The organism is Ruegeria sp. YTSC106 (genome assembly GCF_059609765.1).
Map to the genome: position 1 here is coordinate 145,466 of NZ_JBXWMI010000005.1, position 16,520 is coordinate 161,985.

A 16,520-nucleotide genomic window follows, 5' to 3' on the forward strand; every position below is an offset into this window, starting at 1 on the left:
AAGAACCCAAAAATGGGCGTCTTGAAAAAAAATGAACCAGCTTTGTGGCGGGACAAAGGCAGCGAAAAGGCGCGCTGATGATAGTTTACGATCCGAGAACAGTGCCCAAAATCAGGTACATGGCGAGCGATCCGCCCAAGGCGAACCCCATCGGAAACTGTTTGCCTCGATCCCAGCTTTCCCAATGCGGTGCAATGGTGCGCAGCTTTGTGATTTTGGCCAAACGATGAGTGACCACGGCAGCCAGAATGCAGGCGGTCACGATCACCAGCACAATTCTAAAGTCGCCGAGCCATACAAACGCCGACGCGGCAGCCAGAAACTTGGCGTCGCCAGCGCCCATGGTGCCTGCAGCATTCAGGAAGATACCAATTACCAGGACCACGACGATATGCAGAAGTTGCCAGAAATAGACCGGCATCGACACGGTGAACGGCCCCAGGTTGCCGCTGATGCCGCCTGTGGACCAGGGTGGGAGGACGATCAGACCTATCACAATGTAAACCAGTGCCAGCGCAAGGACTGCATGGTTCTTGATCCGCATCTCACGCATATCCGTGAATGCCACGTAAAAGCAGATCGGCAGCACAAACGGCAGGAACCAGGCCGCGGCCACTGCAGGTATATGCATGTGTCAGGCCCCTTCAAGCGCCCGAAGCGAGCGGACTGCCTCGTCGAAATGCTGCGGGTGGGTTGAAATGGCTTCACGGAACAGGTTCTTGGCAGTTGTTATATCGCCCTGTTTGACTGCTGAAATACCCATTGTGTTCAGCAAGCGCGCCCGTTCGACCTGAGTCATGGGGACGACTGGCAGGCTATAGTTGCCTTGCGCTGATCGGGCCAAAACAAGGTTGTTCTTTGCGGTAAACAATGAGTTGTCCTGGCGGACTGCATCCGAGAACAACCGCTCAGCTTCGGCATATTGGCCGCGGGTCAGTTTGGAATACCCCCAGTTGTTCATCACACTGCCTGGACGTGTCGTCAGTCCGACAGCGGTTTCATAGAAATGATCCGCGCGCTTCCACTCTTTCCGGGAATCCGCAACCACGGCCTCAAGGCGATACCGTTTGAAGGTTTCAAAGGTCGGGGGGACCGAATCCAGAACCGTTTTGGCCTGCGACCAGTCTCCGTTTCGGACTAGTGCGTCCGCGTATTCGACCTTGTCCGCGGCATTCGTGCCTTTCATCGTCGTAACGCGCTTCCACGCGGTTACGGCTTCGGTCGTGCGCTTGGCACGGCCCAAGGAAATCGCCAGTCCACGCTGAAGATCGATCCGGTCCGGGTTTTTGAGTGCTGCACCGTGGAAATAGGTCACTGCCTCATTTGGATCAGCGGCACTCAGAAGCACATCGTTCAGGTTGGTTTCGTCGATTACGTTCACTTCCTGGAATGTGCGTTCAACCTTTTCCTCTTCGGTTTCCTTTGCACAGGCCGAAAGGATCAGACCACTGATAACAACAGTCGGAATCAAGAATTGCTGGCGCATTTTTTGCGTCCTTTACTGCTCTCGCCTCAATTACTGGATCTTGCGTAGCGTGAATTGCCCGTCGCCAAGCTGCTCCAGTGTGTATTCTTGTTGTTCTTGTGGGGTATTATTAACAGGATTTTCCATTTTTGCGAGTGCTAAGCGCAGATTGTCCCGGATTGCGTCACTTTCGCCATTGTCCAACGCATAGGCCCGCTGAAACACTTGCGCGGCTTCAGGGTAATCCTGTTTCTCCATCAGCAGGACACCGAGATTGTTCCACGCTACGGGCCAGTCCGTGTCGTCTTCTACAGCACGGCGCAGCAGTTTTTCGGCCTGACCCAAGCGGCGGAGTCCGACATTCGCGGTGCCCAGAGACGTCAGGACCTGGGGCGTCATACCCTGCTCCAGCGCGGCCCGGGAAAAAGTTTCAAGCGCCAGTTCGTATTCTCCGGCGGCCATCAATCTGTTTCCGACTTTGATGCTGTCCTCGGCCTGACCTTTGGCGTCAATTCCCGGTGCATCCAATCCGTTAGGTGACAGGCCTTCTGTGCAAGAAGCCACCATGGCAAAAAACATGGTGGCCCGGAGCATTCGGCGAAACCCGGAAGGGAAGCACCTGATTTCAGCATTCATATGGTTCTATCCGACCTAGCGTCCAAAACTCGAAATAACGTTCGCCGACGGGCCGATCAGAATAATCAGCAGTGGCGGTACTGTCAGCATCATTGTGACAAGAGTCATCTTGGTCGGCAACTTGTTCGCGGCCTCTTCGGCGCGCATCACACGTTTGTCGCGCATCTCACCGGCGTAAACCCGCAACGCCTCGGCAATCGATGTGCCAAATGTCGCCGATTGGATCATAACGGTAACAAATGAGTTCACGTCCTGCACACCACATCGCACGCCGAAATCACGCAGGACGGTGTCCTTGTCCTTACCAGCCTTCATTTCATGCGCGACAGTTTCGAATTCCTGCGCGATATCTGGATACGACGCACTCATTTCACCGGCTACCCGAACAATGGCCTGATCCAGCGACTGACCGGCCTCAACGCAGACGAGCATCAGGTCGAGCGTATCGGGAAAGCCGGCGGTAATCGCTTCCTTCCGTTCTTCAACCCGGCGCGTAATCCAGTATTTTGGTGCGAAATAGCCAATCGCGCCGGGAACAAGCACCCGGATCATCATCTGTGTTCCGGTAAACTCCTGGCCGCCGGAAAAGACTGTGACCAACATAACACCAAGGAAAATGCCAAGGATACCCAAAGAAAACTGCGCAAAGTGAAAGAACCGAACTGAATCCTTCGACCTGTAGCCCGCCTGACGCAGTTTCAGCTCGACGGCCGAATATTCTTCTTCGTTCTTGGGCTCCAGAAAAGTCGCGAACTTCTCAAGCTGTTCGTTTCGGCTTGAGTTTCGAAGCTGCTCTTTTTTCCCCTTTTTCTGCTTTGGAGGGGCAGCATTAGATCTTTGCAGTTTCTTCAGGGGATCTTCCGGCTGCTTCATCATCAGTGTGACAGCGACCAGAACCAAAATCAGGCCAAGTACGCCGACAATGATCAGGGGGCCGAACTCACCCAAGTGCTGGGTCAACAGGTCATTGATGCTGGTCAGGAATTCCATGGTACTGCCCTCAGACCTTGATGTTGGTGATGATTTTCATGACGATCAGGTTCAATGTCAGCAGGATAGCGACAACAAAACACGCGGGAATAAACCAGGGGTGATCCAACACATCGTCGTAATAGCCCGGGTCCTTGACCAGAATGAATATCAGACAGGCGACGGGAAACCCGGACAGGAACTTACCAGACCATTGTGCCTCGGCTGTAATCGCCTTGACGCGACGGAACAAGCGAAAACGAGCACGGATCACCTTTGCCAATCCGGCCAAAATCTCAGCAAGGTTACCGCCAGATTGCTGCTGAATACCCACGGCTACGGCCAGAAAGCGCATATCCTGCATGTCCAGACGTTCAGCCATGTCCTTTAGCGCCTCGCCCACATCGCGACCATAGGCACATTCATCGGCGATAACGCCAAATTCGGTTCCCAGCGGATCCTGGACTTCGTTTGCAACCACTTGAATTGTCGATACAAATGGATTTCCGACACGCAGAGATCGCACCATCAGTTCAACCGCGTCCGGCAGTTGTTCTTCGATCATACCCATTCGTTTCTTGGCCTTGTGGTTGACCCAGGCGTAAACACCACCGATGCCGATTGCGATGGAAACAACGATGCGCAGTGCCGTGTCCGTAGCGGTGCCGATGCTCAATCCGACAAAGGCCATGGCGGATACCAGGCCCATGATCATGATCAATTGACGTGGAGAGAACGCGATTGCCGCCTTTTGCGCCTTGTCTGCCAGCAGTGAGTACAGAGGGATGCTCTGCGACTTCATATGCTGCTGCATCTCTTTGCGCAGCTGTTCCAGCACCTGTTCGCGCCCAGCACCCTTTTCCAGCATGTCCAGACGCCGGTTGACCCGGCTGTTCAGGCTGATGGACTTGCCGAAGGCGACAAGATAGATGCCCTCGACCAAGGCAAGAACCCCCACAAAGATGGCGACATAAATGATCGCCTCCATAGGCAATTGCATACCTGGTTCTCCTACATTGTGGTTGGGTCGTAGATGGACGCTGGCAAATCAAAGCCCCAAAGACGGAAGCGTTCCGAATAGTGGCTGCGCACGCCGGTCGCGGTAAAGTGTCCGATGATCTTGTTGTCGGGTGTCAGGCCAACGCGTTGAAAACGAAAGATTTCCTGCATGGAAATCACGTCACCTTCCATCCCGGTGATCTCGGTGATCGAGGTCATCCGGCGCGAACCGTCCTGCAGACGACTGGCCTGCACGATCAGGTTGACAGCCGAAGCGATCTGACTGCGGACGGCTTTGATCGGCATTTCGATCCCGGCCATGGCGATCATGTTTTCCAGACGTGAAATACCGTCCCGGGCCGAGTTGGCGTGGATCGTGGTCATCGATCCGTCGTGGCCTGTGTTCATGGCCTGCAACATATCGATCACCTCGGCACCACGCGTCTCACCCACGATGATACGGTCAGGACGCATACGCAGGGCGTTTTTCAGACAGTCACGCGGACTGACCTCACCTTTGCCTTCCACGTTGGGCGGGCGGCTTTCCATCCTGCCCACATGCGTCTGTTGCAGCTGAAGTTCCGCCGTATCCTCGATGGTCAGAATGCGCTCGGCGTCGTCGATGAAACTGGACAGGGCGTTGAGCGTGGTCGTTTTACCAGAACCCGTACCCCCGGAAACGATGATATTCAGCCGGGTGGACACGGCGGCCTGCAAATAGGCGGCCATTTCTTCGGTGAACGCCCCGAAATTGACCAGATCGTCAATGCCCAGCTTATCTTTCTTGAACTTACGAATGGAAACAAGCGATCCGTCCACCGCAATCGGTGGCACCATAGCGTTGAAACGCGAGCCATCGGCCAGACGGGCGTCAACATACGGGTTGGATTCGTCAACTCGACGGCCCACGGCGGACACGATCTTGTCGATGATCCGCATCAGGTGCTTTTCATCCTTGAAGGTAATATCGCTGATTTCCAGCTTACCGGAGCGTTCCACAAAGATCTGTTGTGGACCGTTCACCAGAATATCGTTGACCGTATCGTCCTGAAGCAATGCTTCAAGCGGTCCAAGCCCCGTTACCTCGTCATAAAGTTCCTTGTTCAGCTGGGACCGGTCTTCGCGGTTCAGAACAATGTTTCTTGTTTCCAGAACTTCACTGGCGATTGCACTGATTTCAGCACGCAACTCCGATTCGCCAGCGTTTTCCAGTGCTGCCAGGTTCAGGTTTTCGAGCAACTCGCGGTGTAGTTCGATCTTGATCTCGCCCAGCCGCTCTTTGCGTTTCCGATCCCGGTCCGAGCTTGCGACCTCACCTGCAATCTTTTTCACAGGCTTGCGGGCCACGGCAGTCGCAACAGGTGTCTCTTGCGCTGTGGACGCCTCAGTTTCGGGCGGTTGCGCCGGCGTTTTGACGGGCTGCGCTATGGGCTGCTTTTTGTATCTTGAAAACACGGCTTATCCCCCCTTGGGATGATGTTACGCAGCTTCTTCGGCACTGCTGCCATGGCTGTGAAGCGACTTTGCCAGCTTTGCGATTTCCCGGCGTAACGGATTCTTGGCGGCCGCATTTGCCAGAGGCAGGCCGTGATCCCCACTTTGCATGACCGGTTTGCCGCCATCAGGCAGTAGCAGGTCGATGGAGATACCAAGGCTTTCCCCCATGCGCTTCACACGGCTTTTTCCGTTCAGGTCGGTAAACTTCGGCGCCCGGTTCAATGCAAAGCGCAACTTGTTGAATGGCAGTTCCTCTGCCTGCAAAGCACGCTTCAGGCGCAGGGCATTCTGGGCGGACCGCATGTCCAGCTCAATCATGGCGAAATACACATGGGCAGCCTGCAAAACTGTTTCAGACCACAGGACAAGCGTCTTCGGCATATCAACAATGACGTAGTCGAAATGCGCGCGCGCCACGTCAATCACGCGTTGAATGTCTTCCGGAGTAATCAGGTCCAGCGGCACCATATCAGAGGGGGCCGTCAAAACCTGCAATTTTTCTTCATATGTTTGAAGAGCTTGCGAGAACACTTCGCTGTCCATCGCATCCGTGTCCGATAACATTTCAAACACTGTTTCCCGCCGCGGCAGGTCTAGGTAGGTGGAAACGGTACCGTATTGCAGGTCCAGATCGATCAGGCAGACAGTTGGCGCGTCCTTGTCAGAGGCACATGCCAGTTCCCAAGCTAGGTTAACGGCCAGCGTCGTCGCTCCGACACCACCTGCCAGGCCCTGAACGACAAACAAGGCGCCTTCCTTTGATTCGCCACCCGCCAGAGGAACGGCAGCCGCTTGCGCCACGGCAACCGGGTCTGGCTGCTTCATACGCTCAATGGCTTCCTGCAACTCACCTTCCGGAAGAGGGTAGGGCACAAACTCGTCCGCGCCCTTGCGCAGCAGTTGGTGCAATGAAGCCGGAGTAACGTCCTCGGCGATCAGAACAACTTTTACTTTCTTTTCATTCGCTTGGGTAATTATCTCACCCAGCAGGGAAAGGTTGTCTTCATCTTCTCCGTCGATAGCCAGAGCTACAAATTCCAGTGCTTCAGCTTCGGGTTGGCTGAAAAAGGCCAACGCTTCTGCAAATCCCAGATCCCCCCAGCGCTCGCCCAGGATGGTTTCCATGTCTTCGATCAAAAGGTCGAAATTCTGAACATCCCGACTGATCGTGCAGGCCAAGATTGCAGTATTGTCGTCTTGCGGCGTCGCGCTGGTCATTAACATTATCCTCGTCGTGAGGGCTCAGCATGTCATATGAACGAAATCCGCCAGATTGATGTGCTGTCGCCCCAATACGGTCAAATTTGGCCGCAGGTCACCCTATTGTTCACAATGTTGCTTTGAAGTTGGGCAAGAATTGGGCGCAAAAGAACCAATTGTAGGGAAATGGGCGACGATGCCGCCCATTTCAAACGTATTATCCACCGCTGCCAGCGTCCTGGGCGTCAACTTCCTGAATCTGGCTTACAGCGGTCGCACTTTCTACATATTCGCGATAGATGACTTCGGCATATTTGCCATCCAGAAGCTGCGGGTTACGGTCAACAAATCCTGAAACTTCGGTGACCGTTCTGCGGTTCCTGCGATCCCGGTTTTGCGTTGCGACCAGCGGTTGCGTCTTGCCAAAGGACACCACCGCCTCAAGCCGTGAGCGCGAGATACCCTGTTGTCCCAAAAACGCGACGACTGCCTGTGCACGGCGTAAGCCAAGGCTTTTGTTGTAGCTGGTTGATCCCACAGCGTCCGTATGTCCGTAAACGCGGAAACGGGCTTCGGGAAACTGTTTGATCCAGTCCGCCTGTTGCAACAGAATACGCTGAGCCGAAGCATCCAGTTGCGAGCTGTTGAACGCAAAGTTCACCTGGCTGGGCACGTCAGCGGCAAACCGGCGGCTGAGAATCTGCGCATAGGTCAATTCACCGCTTTGAACCTGGACATTGTTTAATGTCGCGTTTCCGAAAGTGCCTGCATCGATCTCGTACCCGGCCTCACGCGTACACGCGGCGACAGCGACCGAAAGACCCAGTGTGATAATCCACTTCTGCATTGGTCCTATCCTCCTGATCAATCTAGGACGTAGCCGTAGGAGCTGCCGAAGTCTTGCTTGGCAACCTCTGACGCTCCGCCGGCTCCAGTGCGTTGTGTGCGCGCGACCCTGCCATTCACGAACAGGTCAAATTCGCTGGGCGGTTTTACCCGATCGGTGGGAAGGGCAAGTGTCTCTCCACGAGTTGGCGAAACCAGATGCGCGGTGATGATGACCACGAGTTCGCTTTGCTCGCGCTGGTAGTCGGCGCTGCGGAACAACGCGCCAAGAACGGGCACATCACCCAGCCAGGGGACCTGATTGCTCAAATCGGCAAAGTTATCCTGGATCAAACCGGCAATGGCAAAGCTTTCACCATCCCGAAGTTCAATCGTCGTTTTTGCCCGGCGCGTGATGAAGCTGGGTACGGAGTCGCCGTTGATGGTGAAATCCGAGCTCTGATCGATACTTGAAACAGCGGTGCCCATTTCAAGATTGATCAGATCACCGTCAACAACGCGTGGGATGAAGTCCATCTCAACGCCGAATGCTTTGTATTCAATGGCAACAACGCCATCATCCTGTGGTACCGGGATCGGAACTTCACCGCCGGCCAGGAAAGAAGCTTCCTGACCTGACAAGGCGGACAGGTTCGGTTCAGCCAGACTGCGGGCCAACCCTTTGGTTTCAAGTGCTTCCAACAACAGGCGAACTTGCGTCGAGCCTGCGCCGAAACCAAACAGGATCGCGCCTGTATTGGCCTGAACGGCCGGAATGTTGTTCGACAAAGCGTTGTTCAGTGCGAACTGGTTATTGAGCGTGTTGAAGCCCCCGGTAACGTCACCTCCGCCGAAACCAAGCGACGCTGTCAGGCTTTTGGCGACCGAGCGGTTCATTTCCGCAAAGCGGACCTTCAGCATGACCTGCTGAACACCACCGACCGACATCAGGTTGGAAACACGCTCGGGAGCATATCTTTCAGCCAGTTCCAAAGCGCGCGCCAGTTTTGCCGAGCTGGAGATTGTGCCGGACAAAACAATGCCATCATTTGCCGTGCGAACCTCGATGGGTTCGTTGGGCAGGATCTGACGCAGACGTTCCTTGAACTCCGTGACATCTGGTGCGACGCGGACGCGAACGTTGGCCAACAAATTGCCAGCGCCATCAAACAGCGTCAGCGTGGTAAGTCCGGGGGCCTTACCCAGAACATAGATTGTGCGCTCCGACAATGAAGAGATATCTGCAATGCCGGCGTTGGCAATGCTGAGCTCTGCAAACGGTTGCTCGCTTTCTACGACAATTGCGCGGTTCATCGGGACGTCGAGTGTTTCCACAGTCCCTTTCTTCACCACGCGCAAAGTTTCGGCCCAGGCGGTGTCGCCAATGGGGGCCATAACAAGCGACAACCCCAGCAGGGTTGCGCTGATCCAGGAACGTATTGTCATGTGACCTGCCTCTCCGATCACGCCTCGTTTTTTGGGTCTTATGCCCTATAGGTGGAGAGACTGCGCGAAATCCGAATTTATTGCAATAATCAATGGTTTCCGTAAGTTTCCTTATGTGGGGAATTGGCAACAATCGCAAAAAAATAAGCCGCACCAAGGGTGCGGCTCTGAACCTGTAACGTTCTGAATTGGCGTCAATTTGTACAGGGGATCGGTACATTTACGATTTCGCCACCGCGGCGAATACGTGTTGTGCATACCTTCTCGGCTTTTGCCTCGGGTTCCGGAGCAGTTTTCTGAATTCCCAGCAGCTTGTTTTGGTCCACCTCAATCGTAGACGCAACGGATTCATCCTGTACCCCAACCAGAGCCAGGGAAAGACGCCCCGTGTTTTGGGCCTGTGCCAATGCGGCGACCTGTTCCGGTGTGGCCGCAACCGTAACTGTGCGCGCAATCGTTGTGTTGGTGACATCCGAACCGGCGGTCTGGTCGACGGCAATGAGCTGCACGTTGGTTTCGATCAGGCGGGTGATACCACCGCTGCTCCCCTCGATGGTTCCACTGGAACCCGTCCAATAGATGTCGACACTATCGCCGGGTCGCAAGAAACCCGAAACGCCAGAAGCAACGTCAACGCTGATCGCAAAGGCACGCATACCCTTTTCCAGACGTGACGTCAGGCCAGCTTTTTCGCCCGGACGAGTGATCTTGACCTCCATGATCGCTTCGTCCTTTTCCATTGCCCTCAAAACGAAACGTTCATTTGCGCCGCTTACGGGGAACAGGGCTGTAAGCTCCTTGAAAGTACCTTCCGGGATCGCGTTTTCCGGCCAGTCAACAGCGCGTATATCTTCCTCAGTCAACCGCTCGCCGTATTTCAAGGCGCGGTTCGACACAAACACAGTGACAGTCGGAACAACGTCGACTTTGGCGTTGGCCAGGGCTTCTTCTGCAGCAAGTCTTTGGCGTGCCAACTCGCTTTGGTATTCCGCAATATAGTTTCGCGCCATGTAAACGGCGCCCCCGGCCAGTGCAACGCCGACAATCAGGACAAGTCCGAAAACTGCTCGCATGCGTGTACCTCATTCTTTTGTTTGGTCGATTACTTAGCGGCCAAGGAACCACATTGAAACAGCCTATTTGCTAACTGCAAATTGTGTCGAAATGTGGGACAAATATGCCTGATTGTCAGATTCTACGCCATCTTCCGCACAATTCTTCATGGTGAGTGTTGCCTTTCCTCACGATTGCCAGCGGATCGGGCGCAACAAAAGAGCGCCGCACCCCATGGGCGCAGCGCTTTGCGTCGAAACGGTTAAGAGTAACGTCTTTGGAAAACAGCTGATGCGTACACCTGCTGTGGTTTAGTTTCCGCCGCCGGCGGTTCCTGCCGTGATAATGCCCGAGGGTGCAGTGTTCGACCCGGTGCTGACAACGGCACTGTTCATGGCCCCGTTTATGTTGCCGCCCATGCCATCGACGCTTGAGCTGATTACGAGGTAGGTCGCGCCCGACAATCCTATGACCACGGCGGTCAATACCACCCAGTCAACTGTCACCGCTCCTGCTTCGTCAGATTTAAACTGATTAAGGAACCTGAACATGTGCTTATCTCCAAATACGTCTCGTCAGTGCCACCGACAGGTTGGCCCATAACTGGTTCGCGCGGATGGCGAAATTTGGGCTAAATATTGATTTCGCAGAAAACTTCGGTCTCAGGCAGAGACCGCGCGTGTGTCGAATTGATTGGGACAGAAGAAACACAGGGGTTGCAACAAAACACCCCGAGCGTCGCGAAGGTTTGCATGACTTGCGCGCAGGCTGGAATCTGTGCGCCTGGGATGAAGCAGTTTCAGATCACAAAAAAAAAGGCCGCGCCCATTGAGCGCGGCCTTGAAAATTCTCTAGAGCAGCAACTTAGTTGCTTTTGCCTTCGCCGGTGATACCACCTGTCGCGGTGTTGCTGCCGGTGCTCAGCGATGCGGCGTTCAGCGCTTCGTTTACGCCGGTTGCCAGGCCAGTGGCGCCAGCCGAAATCTGCTGGTATGCAACTGCGGCCAGGCCGATGACTGCTGCGGTCAGAACAACCCAGTCAACTGTTACTGCGCCGTCTTCGTCTTTGCGGAAGTTCTTGATGAACTTGATCATGTTACGTCCCTCCTAAAGGATCAAAAAAAGTTTAACAAACCTCGGCGTCTTTCAGAGCTTTCTCTCTCAGTCCGCTCATGTCCGTCTCGGTATGGAACTATGTTTGACTGTTGGGCGTGGCAGGAATTGGGCCAAACACCGATTTTTTTTCGCGCAGCTTAACTTTTTGGTGATAATTTTAGTAACTTATTGAAAAAAAATGATAAAAAAATATCATCGATTGAAGTGAAGGCCCTATAGCGATGCAAAATTGCGCCAAATGAGGCGAAACTGCCCCAATTCGCTTTGTTTTTCTGGCCTTGCGAGAAGATTCAGGGTTCAAATCGCCTAAAAAGAAAACACGAGGCAGGCAAATGAATCTCCGGAACGCACTCCAATGCGCCGGTGTGCTGGCGTTTCTGATATCGGGTACCGCATCAGTGAATGCGACCGAGATAGAGCCGCGCGGCGTATACAAGCGAGTCAAAGCCCCCAAACCCGGCGAACGCCCGCGTGTATCCGTGCAAATCACACCGGAAGAACACGCAGCCAACCCTTCAGCGCCCAGTACGGGCACTGAACTGGTGGTCCCTGAAATCATCGCGCGCACTAAGGTCACTCCGGCAGCGGTGCCTGGTGTCGAAGCCAAACGAGATCCCAAGGGGTCGTACAAGGCATTCTGGAACCGGGTTTCACCACACATGGATGAAGCCGGGGCCTGGCGGCTGGATGCAGCTATCAACGCCCTAGCCGCGACGAACGTAAGATCACCGCGACTGCAATCGCTGCAAAACATCGCAAAGGAACGCGGGATCGAGATCCTTCGTTCCACAGTCGGAACCAATGTTTCACCTGCGCTGGTGTTAGCGGTGATTTCGGTGGAATCAGCCGGACGTGCAGATGCTGTCAGCTCTGCTGGCGCGCAAGGGCTCATGCAGTTGATGCCCGCCACGGCGGCCAGATTCGGGGTGAAAGACAGTCTTCAGCCCTCTGACAATATCGCAGGCGGTGTGAAATACCTCAACTGGCTGATGGAAGAGTTCGGGAATGATCCAATACTAGTATTGGCTGGATACAACGCGGGTGAGGGGGCCGTACGCAAACACAGCGGCGTGCCGCCCTATGCTGAAACCCGAGACTATGTGCCAAAGGTCCTTGCCGCGTTCCAGATCGCGCGGGCCTTGTGTACGACGCCGCCGGACCTGATTTCCGATGGCTGTGTTTTTCAGACGTCAAACTGAAAAAGGCCCGCCGTGATCTGGCGGGCTTTTCCAATTGATCAGGAAACGATTGTCGCTTCTGTTGCTGCGCGTAGCTCGTCTTCGCTGACACCTTCCGCCAGTTCCACGATTTTCAGACCGCCTTCGACCACATCCAGCACACCCAGATTGGTGATTATGCGATCTACGACGCCCTTTCCGGTCAATGGCAGGGTACATTCCTTCAGGACCTTACTGTCACCATGTTTGTTGGTGTGGTCCATCACGACAATCACACGGCCTACGCCTGCGACCAGATCCATTGCACCGCCCATGCCTTTCACCAGCTTTCCGGGAATCATCCAGTTGGCCAGATCACCTTTCTCATCTACTTCCATTGCACCCAGAATCGCCGCAGCGATCTTGCCGCCGCGGATCATGGCGAAGGATGTGGCACTGTCGAAATAGGCCGTGCGGGACAATTCAGTGATCGTCTGCTTGCCCGCATTGATCAGGTCTGGGTCTTCTTCGCCCTCAAAAGGGAAGGGGCCCATGCCCAGCATGCCGTTTTCCGATTGCAGAGTGATGTCCTTGTCACCCACATAGTTTGCCACCAGCGTCGGAATGCCGATGCCGAGGTTCACATACATGCCGTCTTCCAGTTCCTCTGCCGCGCGTGCGGCCATCTGATTGCGGTCCCAGGGCATTATGCTTCCTCCTTCTTCCGGGTGGTGCGCTGTTCAATGCGCTTTTCGTGTTTGCCCTGAACAATGCGATGCACATAGATACCGGGCAGGTGGATGCAGTCGGGGTCCAGCGCGCCACGCGGAACAATCTCTTCCACTTCAGCCACGCAGATCTTGCCGCATGTCGCTGCCGGCACATTGAAGTTGCGGGCGGTCTTGCGGAACACCAGATTGCCGGTGTCGTCGGCCTTCCACGCCTTGACGATGGCCAGGTCGGCGAAGATGCCCTCTTCAAGAATGAAAGTCTCGCCGTTGAAGTCCTTGTGCTCCTTACCGTCAGCAATCACGGTGCCAACGCCGGTTTTTGTGTAGAAGCCGGGGATACCCGCGCCACCTGCGCGCATCCGTTCCGCCAGAGTGCCCTGCGGGTTGAATTCCAGCTCCAACTCGCCGCTCAGATATTGACGCATGAACTCTGCGTTTTCACCGACATACGAACTGATCATTTTCTTGACCTGCTTGGTTTGCAGCAGGATGCCGATGCCGAAATCGTCCACGCCTGCGTTGTTTGACGCAAAGGTCAGGTCTTTGACGCCCGACTCCCTGATGGCCTCAAGCAACAATTCCGGAATGCCGCACAGGCCAAACCCGCCTGCGGCGATCAGCATACCATCCGACAGCACCCCATCGAGCGCCTCGGTGGCATTGGCATAGACTTTCTTCATGGAAAACTCCCCCAATGACATGGTGATGGGCAGGTTGTGCCGCCACGTCATTGGGAAGTCAATGAAACCCGGAGGAGGGAGGTATTTCTACCTATCCCGCCGCCTTCTTGGTTGTGGCCTTCTTCTTGGGGGCCGCCTTTTTCTTGGTGCCCTTCTTGGTCGCGCGTTCATTGACCAGTTCGATGGCCATTTCTTGCGTCACGTCCTCGGGTTTTATGTCCTTGGGGATGGTTGCGTTGACCTTCTCCCATTTCACATATGGCCCATAGCGCCCGTCGAGAACCTGCATTGCTCCGCCATCGGGATGCTCGCCCAGTTCCTTCAGGGGTTTCGCGGCGGCTCGTCGTCCACGTCCGGGATTGGCGCGTTTTTCGGCCAGCAATTCAACGGCACGGTTCATGCCGATCTCGAACACGTCATTGGGGTCTTTGAGGTTGGCGTAAACCGGTTTCGCCTCTTCCGGCAACTGATGCATCAAATACGGGCCGAACCGTCCGAAATTAGCGCTGATCATGCCACCCTCGGGGTGTTCGCCGATCTGACGGGGCAGGGACAGCAGCGTCAGCGCCTTTTCCAGATCCATGTCATCCTTGCTCCACCCTCGCGGCAACGACGCGCGGGGCGGCTTTTTGTTCTCGGGCGTGGGTTCGCCGCGCTGAACGTAAGGACCGAACCGGCCGGATTTCAACCAGATCTCATCGCCACCATCTTCGCCCAGCAGTTTTTCGTCGCCTTCCGCACCTTCACCTGCAATCGGACGCGTATAGGTACATTCCGGATAGTTTCCGCAGCCAACGAACCCGCCGGTCCGCGAGGTCTTCAGGTGCAACTGACCGGTACCGCATTTCGGGCAGATACGCGGATCGGACCCATCCTCGCGCGGCGGGTAGAGCTGCGGAGCCAGAGCTTCGTCGAGCCTGTCCAACACTTCAGAAATCCGCAGCTCGGACGTCTCGCCAATCGCGGCTGAAAAATCACGCCAGAACTTGCCCAACAGGTCCTTGTAGTCGCGTTCCCCGGCGCTTACATCATCCAGCTCTTCCTCCAGATTGGCGGTGAACTCATAGCCTACGTACTGCCGGAAGAAATTCAGCAAGAAGATCGTAACGATCCGCCCCTTTTCCTCGGGGATCAGCCGGTTCTTGTCCTTGCGTACATATTCCCGGTCCTGAATCGTCGTGACGATCGAGGCATAGGTTGATGGTCGCCCGATCCCCAACTCTTCCATCCGTTTGACCAGCGTCGCTTCGGTATAACGCGGGGGTGGTTGAGTGTGATGCTGCAGCGCCAGAACAGATTCGTTCTCGGACAGGATCGCCTCTTTCGCAACCTTGTCCCCGCTGTCGCTGGTCGCCTTGGCGAACTGATCCTTCAGAGAGGTTTTGGCAAAACGGGCTGGATCACCCTGCGTGATCTGTGGCAGACGCTTTTCGTCCTCGTCCGCAACGTCATCCCGGCCTTCTTCATACACCCGCATGAAACCATCGAACATCACGACCTGGCCAGTGGCGCGAAGGCCGACCTGACCGTCATCGCTGCCAATCTCGACGGTCGTGCGCTCCAGGCGGGCGGCTGCCATCTGACAGGCAATGGTACGTTTCCAGATCAGATCATAAAGCTTGCGCTGATCCTCGTCCGTGACTTTCAAGGCCTTGGCGTCGCGCGACATATCTGTCGGGCGGATACACTCGTGCGCTTCCTGAGCGTTCTTGGCCTTGTTCTTGTAGATGCGCGGGCTGTCCGGAACATATTCGGCGCCAAAGCGGTCGGCGATGGCATCCCGTGCTGCCGCAACGGCCTCGGGCGCCATGTCTATGCCGTCGGTCCGCATATAAGTTATGTATCCGGCCTCATAGAGCCGCTGCGCCACTTGCATCGCGTGGCGCGCGCCCATTCCGAACTTGCGGCTTGCTTCCTGCTGCAAGGTCGAGGTCATAAATGGTGCGCTGGGGTTGCGGGCGGCAGGCTTGGCCTCGACCGAGGTGACGGTCAGAGCCCGGCTGGTAACGGCCTGAACGGCCAGTTCCGCCTGCGTGGCGTTGGCCAGATCATGCTTGTCCAGCTTTTTGCCCGCCAGCGTGACCAGCCGCGCCTCATAGGTCTGACCACGAGGCGTCTCGAACATTGCTCTGACCGACCAGTATTCGACCGGCTTGAACGCTTCGATTTCCATCTCGCGTTCGACGATCAGGCGCAAACAGACGGACTGCACGCGCCCAGCGGACTTCGCGCCGGGCAATTTGCGCCACAAAACCGGAGACAGGTTGAAGCCCACAAGATAGTCCAGCGCACGGCGGGCCAGATAGGCCTCAACCAGCGGCATGTCGACCTGGCGCGGGTTTTGCATTGCCTGTGTGACAGCCTCTTTCGTGATGGCGTTGAAGGTCACGCGGCTGACAGGCGTGTCTTTCTTGATCGACCGGCGTTTGGTCAACGCTTCCTGCAGGTGCCAACTGATTGCTTCGCCCTCACGGTCAGGGTCAGTGGCGAGGATCAGCGCGTTGTCTTCTTTCAGCGCGTCAGCAATGGCTTTGACATGCTTGCGGCTGTCGTTCCCCACTTCCCATTTCATCGAGAAATCGTGTTCGGGATCGACAGATCCGTCCTTTGGCGGCAGGTCCCGCACATGGCCGTAAGAGGCCAGAACTGTGTAGTCGGGCCCCAGATATTTATTGATTGTTTTTGCTTTGGCCGGAGATTCTACAACAACTACGGGCATTTAAGGGGAAACCTCGCTCGACGAATT

General features: G+C 55.5%; 16 protein-coding genes. 1 reads left to right on the forward strand and 15 read right to left on the reverse strand.

Annotated elements, in window-relative coordinates; genetic code table 11:
• Positions 1 to 85: 85 nt before the first annotated feature.
• The 12 genes from AC2FEB_RS09010 to AC2FEB_RS09065 form a co-directional block, all read right to left on the reverse strand.
• On the reverse strand, positions 86 to 631 hold the full coding sequence (locus AC2FEB_RS09010; RefSeq protein WP_496673804.1) for a prepilin peptidase: 546 nt from the start codon (positions 629 to 631) through the stop codon (positions 86 to 88).
• A 3-nt stretch (positions 632 to 634) separates the two neighbouring features.
• On the reverse strand, positions 635 to 1,486 hold the full coding sequence (locus AC2FEB_RS09015; protein ID WP_496673807.1) for a tetratricopeptide repeat protein: 852 nt from the start codon (positions 1,484 to 1,486) through the stop codon (positions 635 to 637).
• Between the two features lie 30 nt (positions 1,487 to 1,516).
• Complete coding sequence (locus AC2FEB_RS09020; protein WP_371415269.1) at positions 1,517 to 2,059, reverse strand: tetratricopeptide repeat protein; 543 nt, start codon at positions 2,057 to 2,059, stop codon at positions 1,517 to 1,519.
• A 57-nt stretch (positions 2,060 to 2,116) separates the two neighbouring features.
• Positions 2,117 to 3,091 (reverse strand): type II secretion system F family protein, encoded by a 975-nt coding sequence (locus AC2FEB_RS09025; RefSeq protein WP_117869720.1) that lies wholly within the window; start codon positions 3,089 to 3,091, stop codon positions 2,117 to 2,119.
• 10 nt (positions 3,092 to 3,101) lie between these two features.
• Positions 3,102 to 4,070: a type II secretion system F family protein gene (locus AC2FEB_RS09030; RefSeq protein WP_117869719.1), complete on the reverse strand. Its 969-nt coding sequence runs from the start codon at positions 4,068 to 4,070 to the stop codon at positions 3,102 to 3,104.
• A gap of 11 nt (positions 4,071 to 4,081) precedes the next feature.
• A complete protein-coding gene (locus tag AC2FEB_RS09035; protein WP_117869718.1) occupies positions 4,082 to 5,524 on the reverse strand; it encodes a TadA family conjugal transfer-associated ATPase in 1,443 nt (480 codons plus the stop codon).
• Positions 5,525 to 5,548: 24 nt separating this feature from the next.
• The gene (locus AC2FEB_RS09040) at positions 5,549 to 6,784 is read right to left on the reverse strand and encodes a CpaE/TadZ family protein (RefSeq protein ID WP_496673810.1); all 1,236 of its coding nucleotides are present in this window, start codon (positions 6,782 to 6,784) and stop codon (positions 5,549 to 5,551) included.
• A gap of 199 nt (positions 6,785 to 6,983) precedes the next feature.
• Entirely contained in the window at positions 6,984 to 7,613 is a 630-nt protein-coding gene (locus tag AC2FEB_RS09045; RefSeq protein WP_117869717.1) for an OmpA family protein, read from the reverse strand.
• Positions 7,614 to 7,630: 17 nt separating this feature from the next.
• Positions 7,631 to 9,037 (reverse strand): type II and III secretion system protein family protein, encoded by a 1,407-nt coding sequence (locus AC2FEB_RS09050; protein WP_299898593.1) that lies wholly within the window; start codon positions 9,035 to 9,037, stop codon positions 7,631 to 7,633.
• A 194-nt stretch (positions 9,038 to 9,231) separates the two neighbouring features.
• A complete protein-coding gene (cpaB, locus tag AC2FEB_RS09055) occupies positions 9,232 to 10,110 on the reverse strand; it encodes a Flp pilus assembly protein CpaB (RefSeq protein WP_117869715.1) in 879 nt (292 codons plus the stop codon).
• Between the two features lie 291 nt (positions 10,111 to 10,401).
• Positions 10,402 to 10,641, reverse strand: coding sequence for a hypothetical protein (locus AC2FEB_RS09060; RefSeq protein ID WP_117869714.1), 240 nt, complete (start codon positions 10,639 to 10,641; stop codon positions 10,402 to 10,404).
• Between the two features lie 313 nt (positions 10,642 to 10,954).
• Positions 10,955 to 11,185 carry a Flp family type IVb pilin gene (locus AC2FEB_RS09065; protein ID WP_117869713.1) on the reverse strand — a complete coding sequence of 77 codons (231 nt, stop codon included), beginning with the start codon at positions 11,183 to 11,185 and terminating at the stop codon, positions 10,955 to 10,957.
• A 353-nt stretch (positions 11,186 to 11,538) separates the two neighbouring features.
• Between AC2FEB_RS09065 and AC2FEB_RS09070 the strand changes: the two genes are divergently transcribed.
• Positions 11,539 to 12,405 (forward strand): lytic transglycosylase domain-containing protein, encoded by an 867-nt coding sequence (locus tag AC2FEB_RS09070; RefSeq protein ID WP_117869712.1) that lies wholly within the window; start codon positions 11,539 to 11,541, stop codon positions 12,403 to 12,405.
• Positions 12,406 to 12,443: 38 nt separating this feature from the next.
• Here the strand turns inward: AC2FEB_RS09070 and AC2FEB_RS09075 are convergent, their stop codons facing one another.
• The 3 genes from AC2FEB_RS09075 to topA all read right to left on the reverse strand — a co-directional run bounded on the left by AC2FEB_RS09075 (position 12,444) and on the right by topA (position 16,493).
• Positions 12,444 to 13,070, reverse strand: a complete 627-nt coding sequence (locus tag AC2FEB_RS09075; protein WP_152457252.1) for a CoA transferase subunit B — start codon at positions 13,068 to 13,070, stop codon at positions 12,444 to 12,446.
• A complete protein-coding gene (locus AC2FEB_RS09080; RefSeq protein ID WP_496673817.1) occupies positions 13,070 to 13,774 on the reverse strand; it encodes a CoA transferase subunit A in 705 nt (234 codons plus the stop codon). Before AC2FEB_RS09080 ends, AC2FEB_RS09075 begins: the two co-directional genes overlap by 1 nt.
• Before the next feature lie 91 nt (positions 13,775 to 13,865).
• Complete coding sequence (gene topA / locus AC2FEB_RS09085) at positions 13,866 to 16,493, reverse strand: type I DNA topoisomerase (RefSeq protein WP_496673820.1); 2,628 nt, start codon at positions 16,491 to 16,493, stop codon at positions 13,866 to 13,868.
• Positions 16,494 to 16,520: the final 27 nt, after the last annotated feature.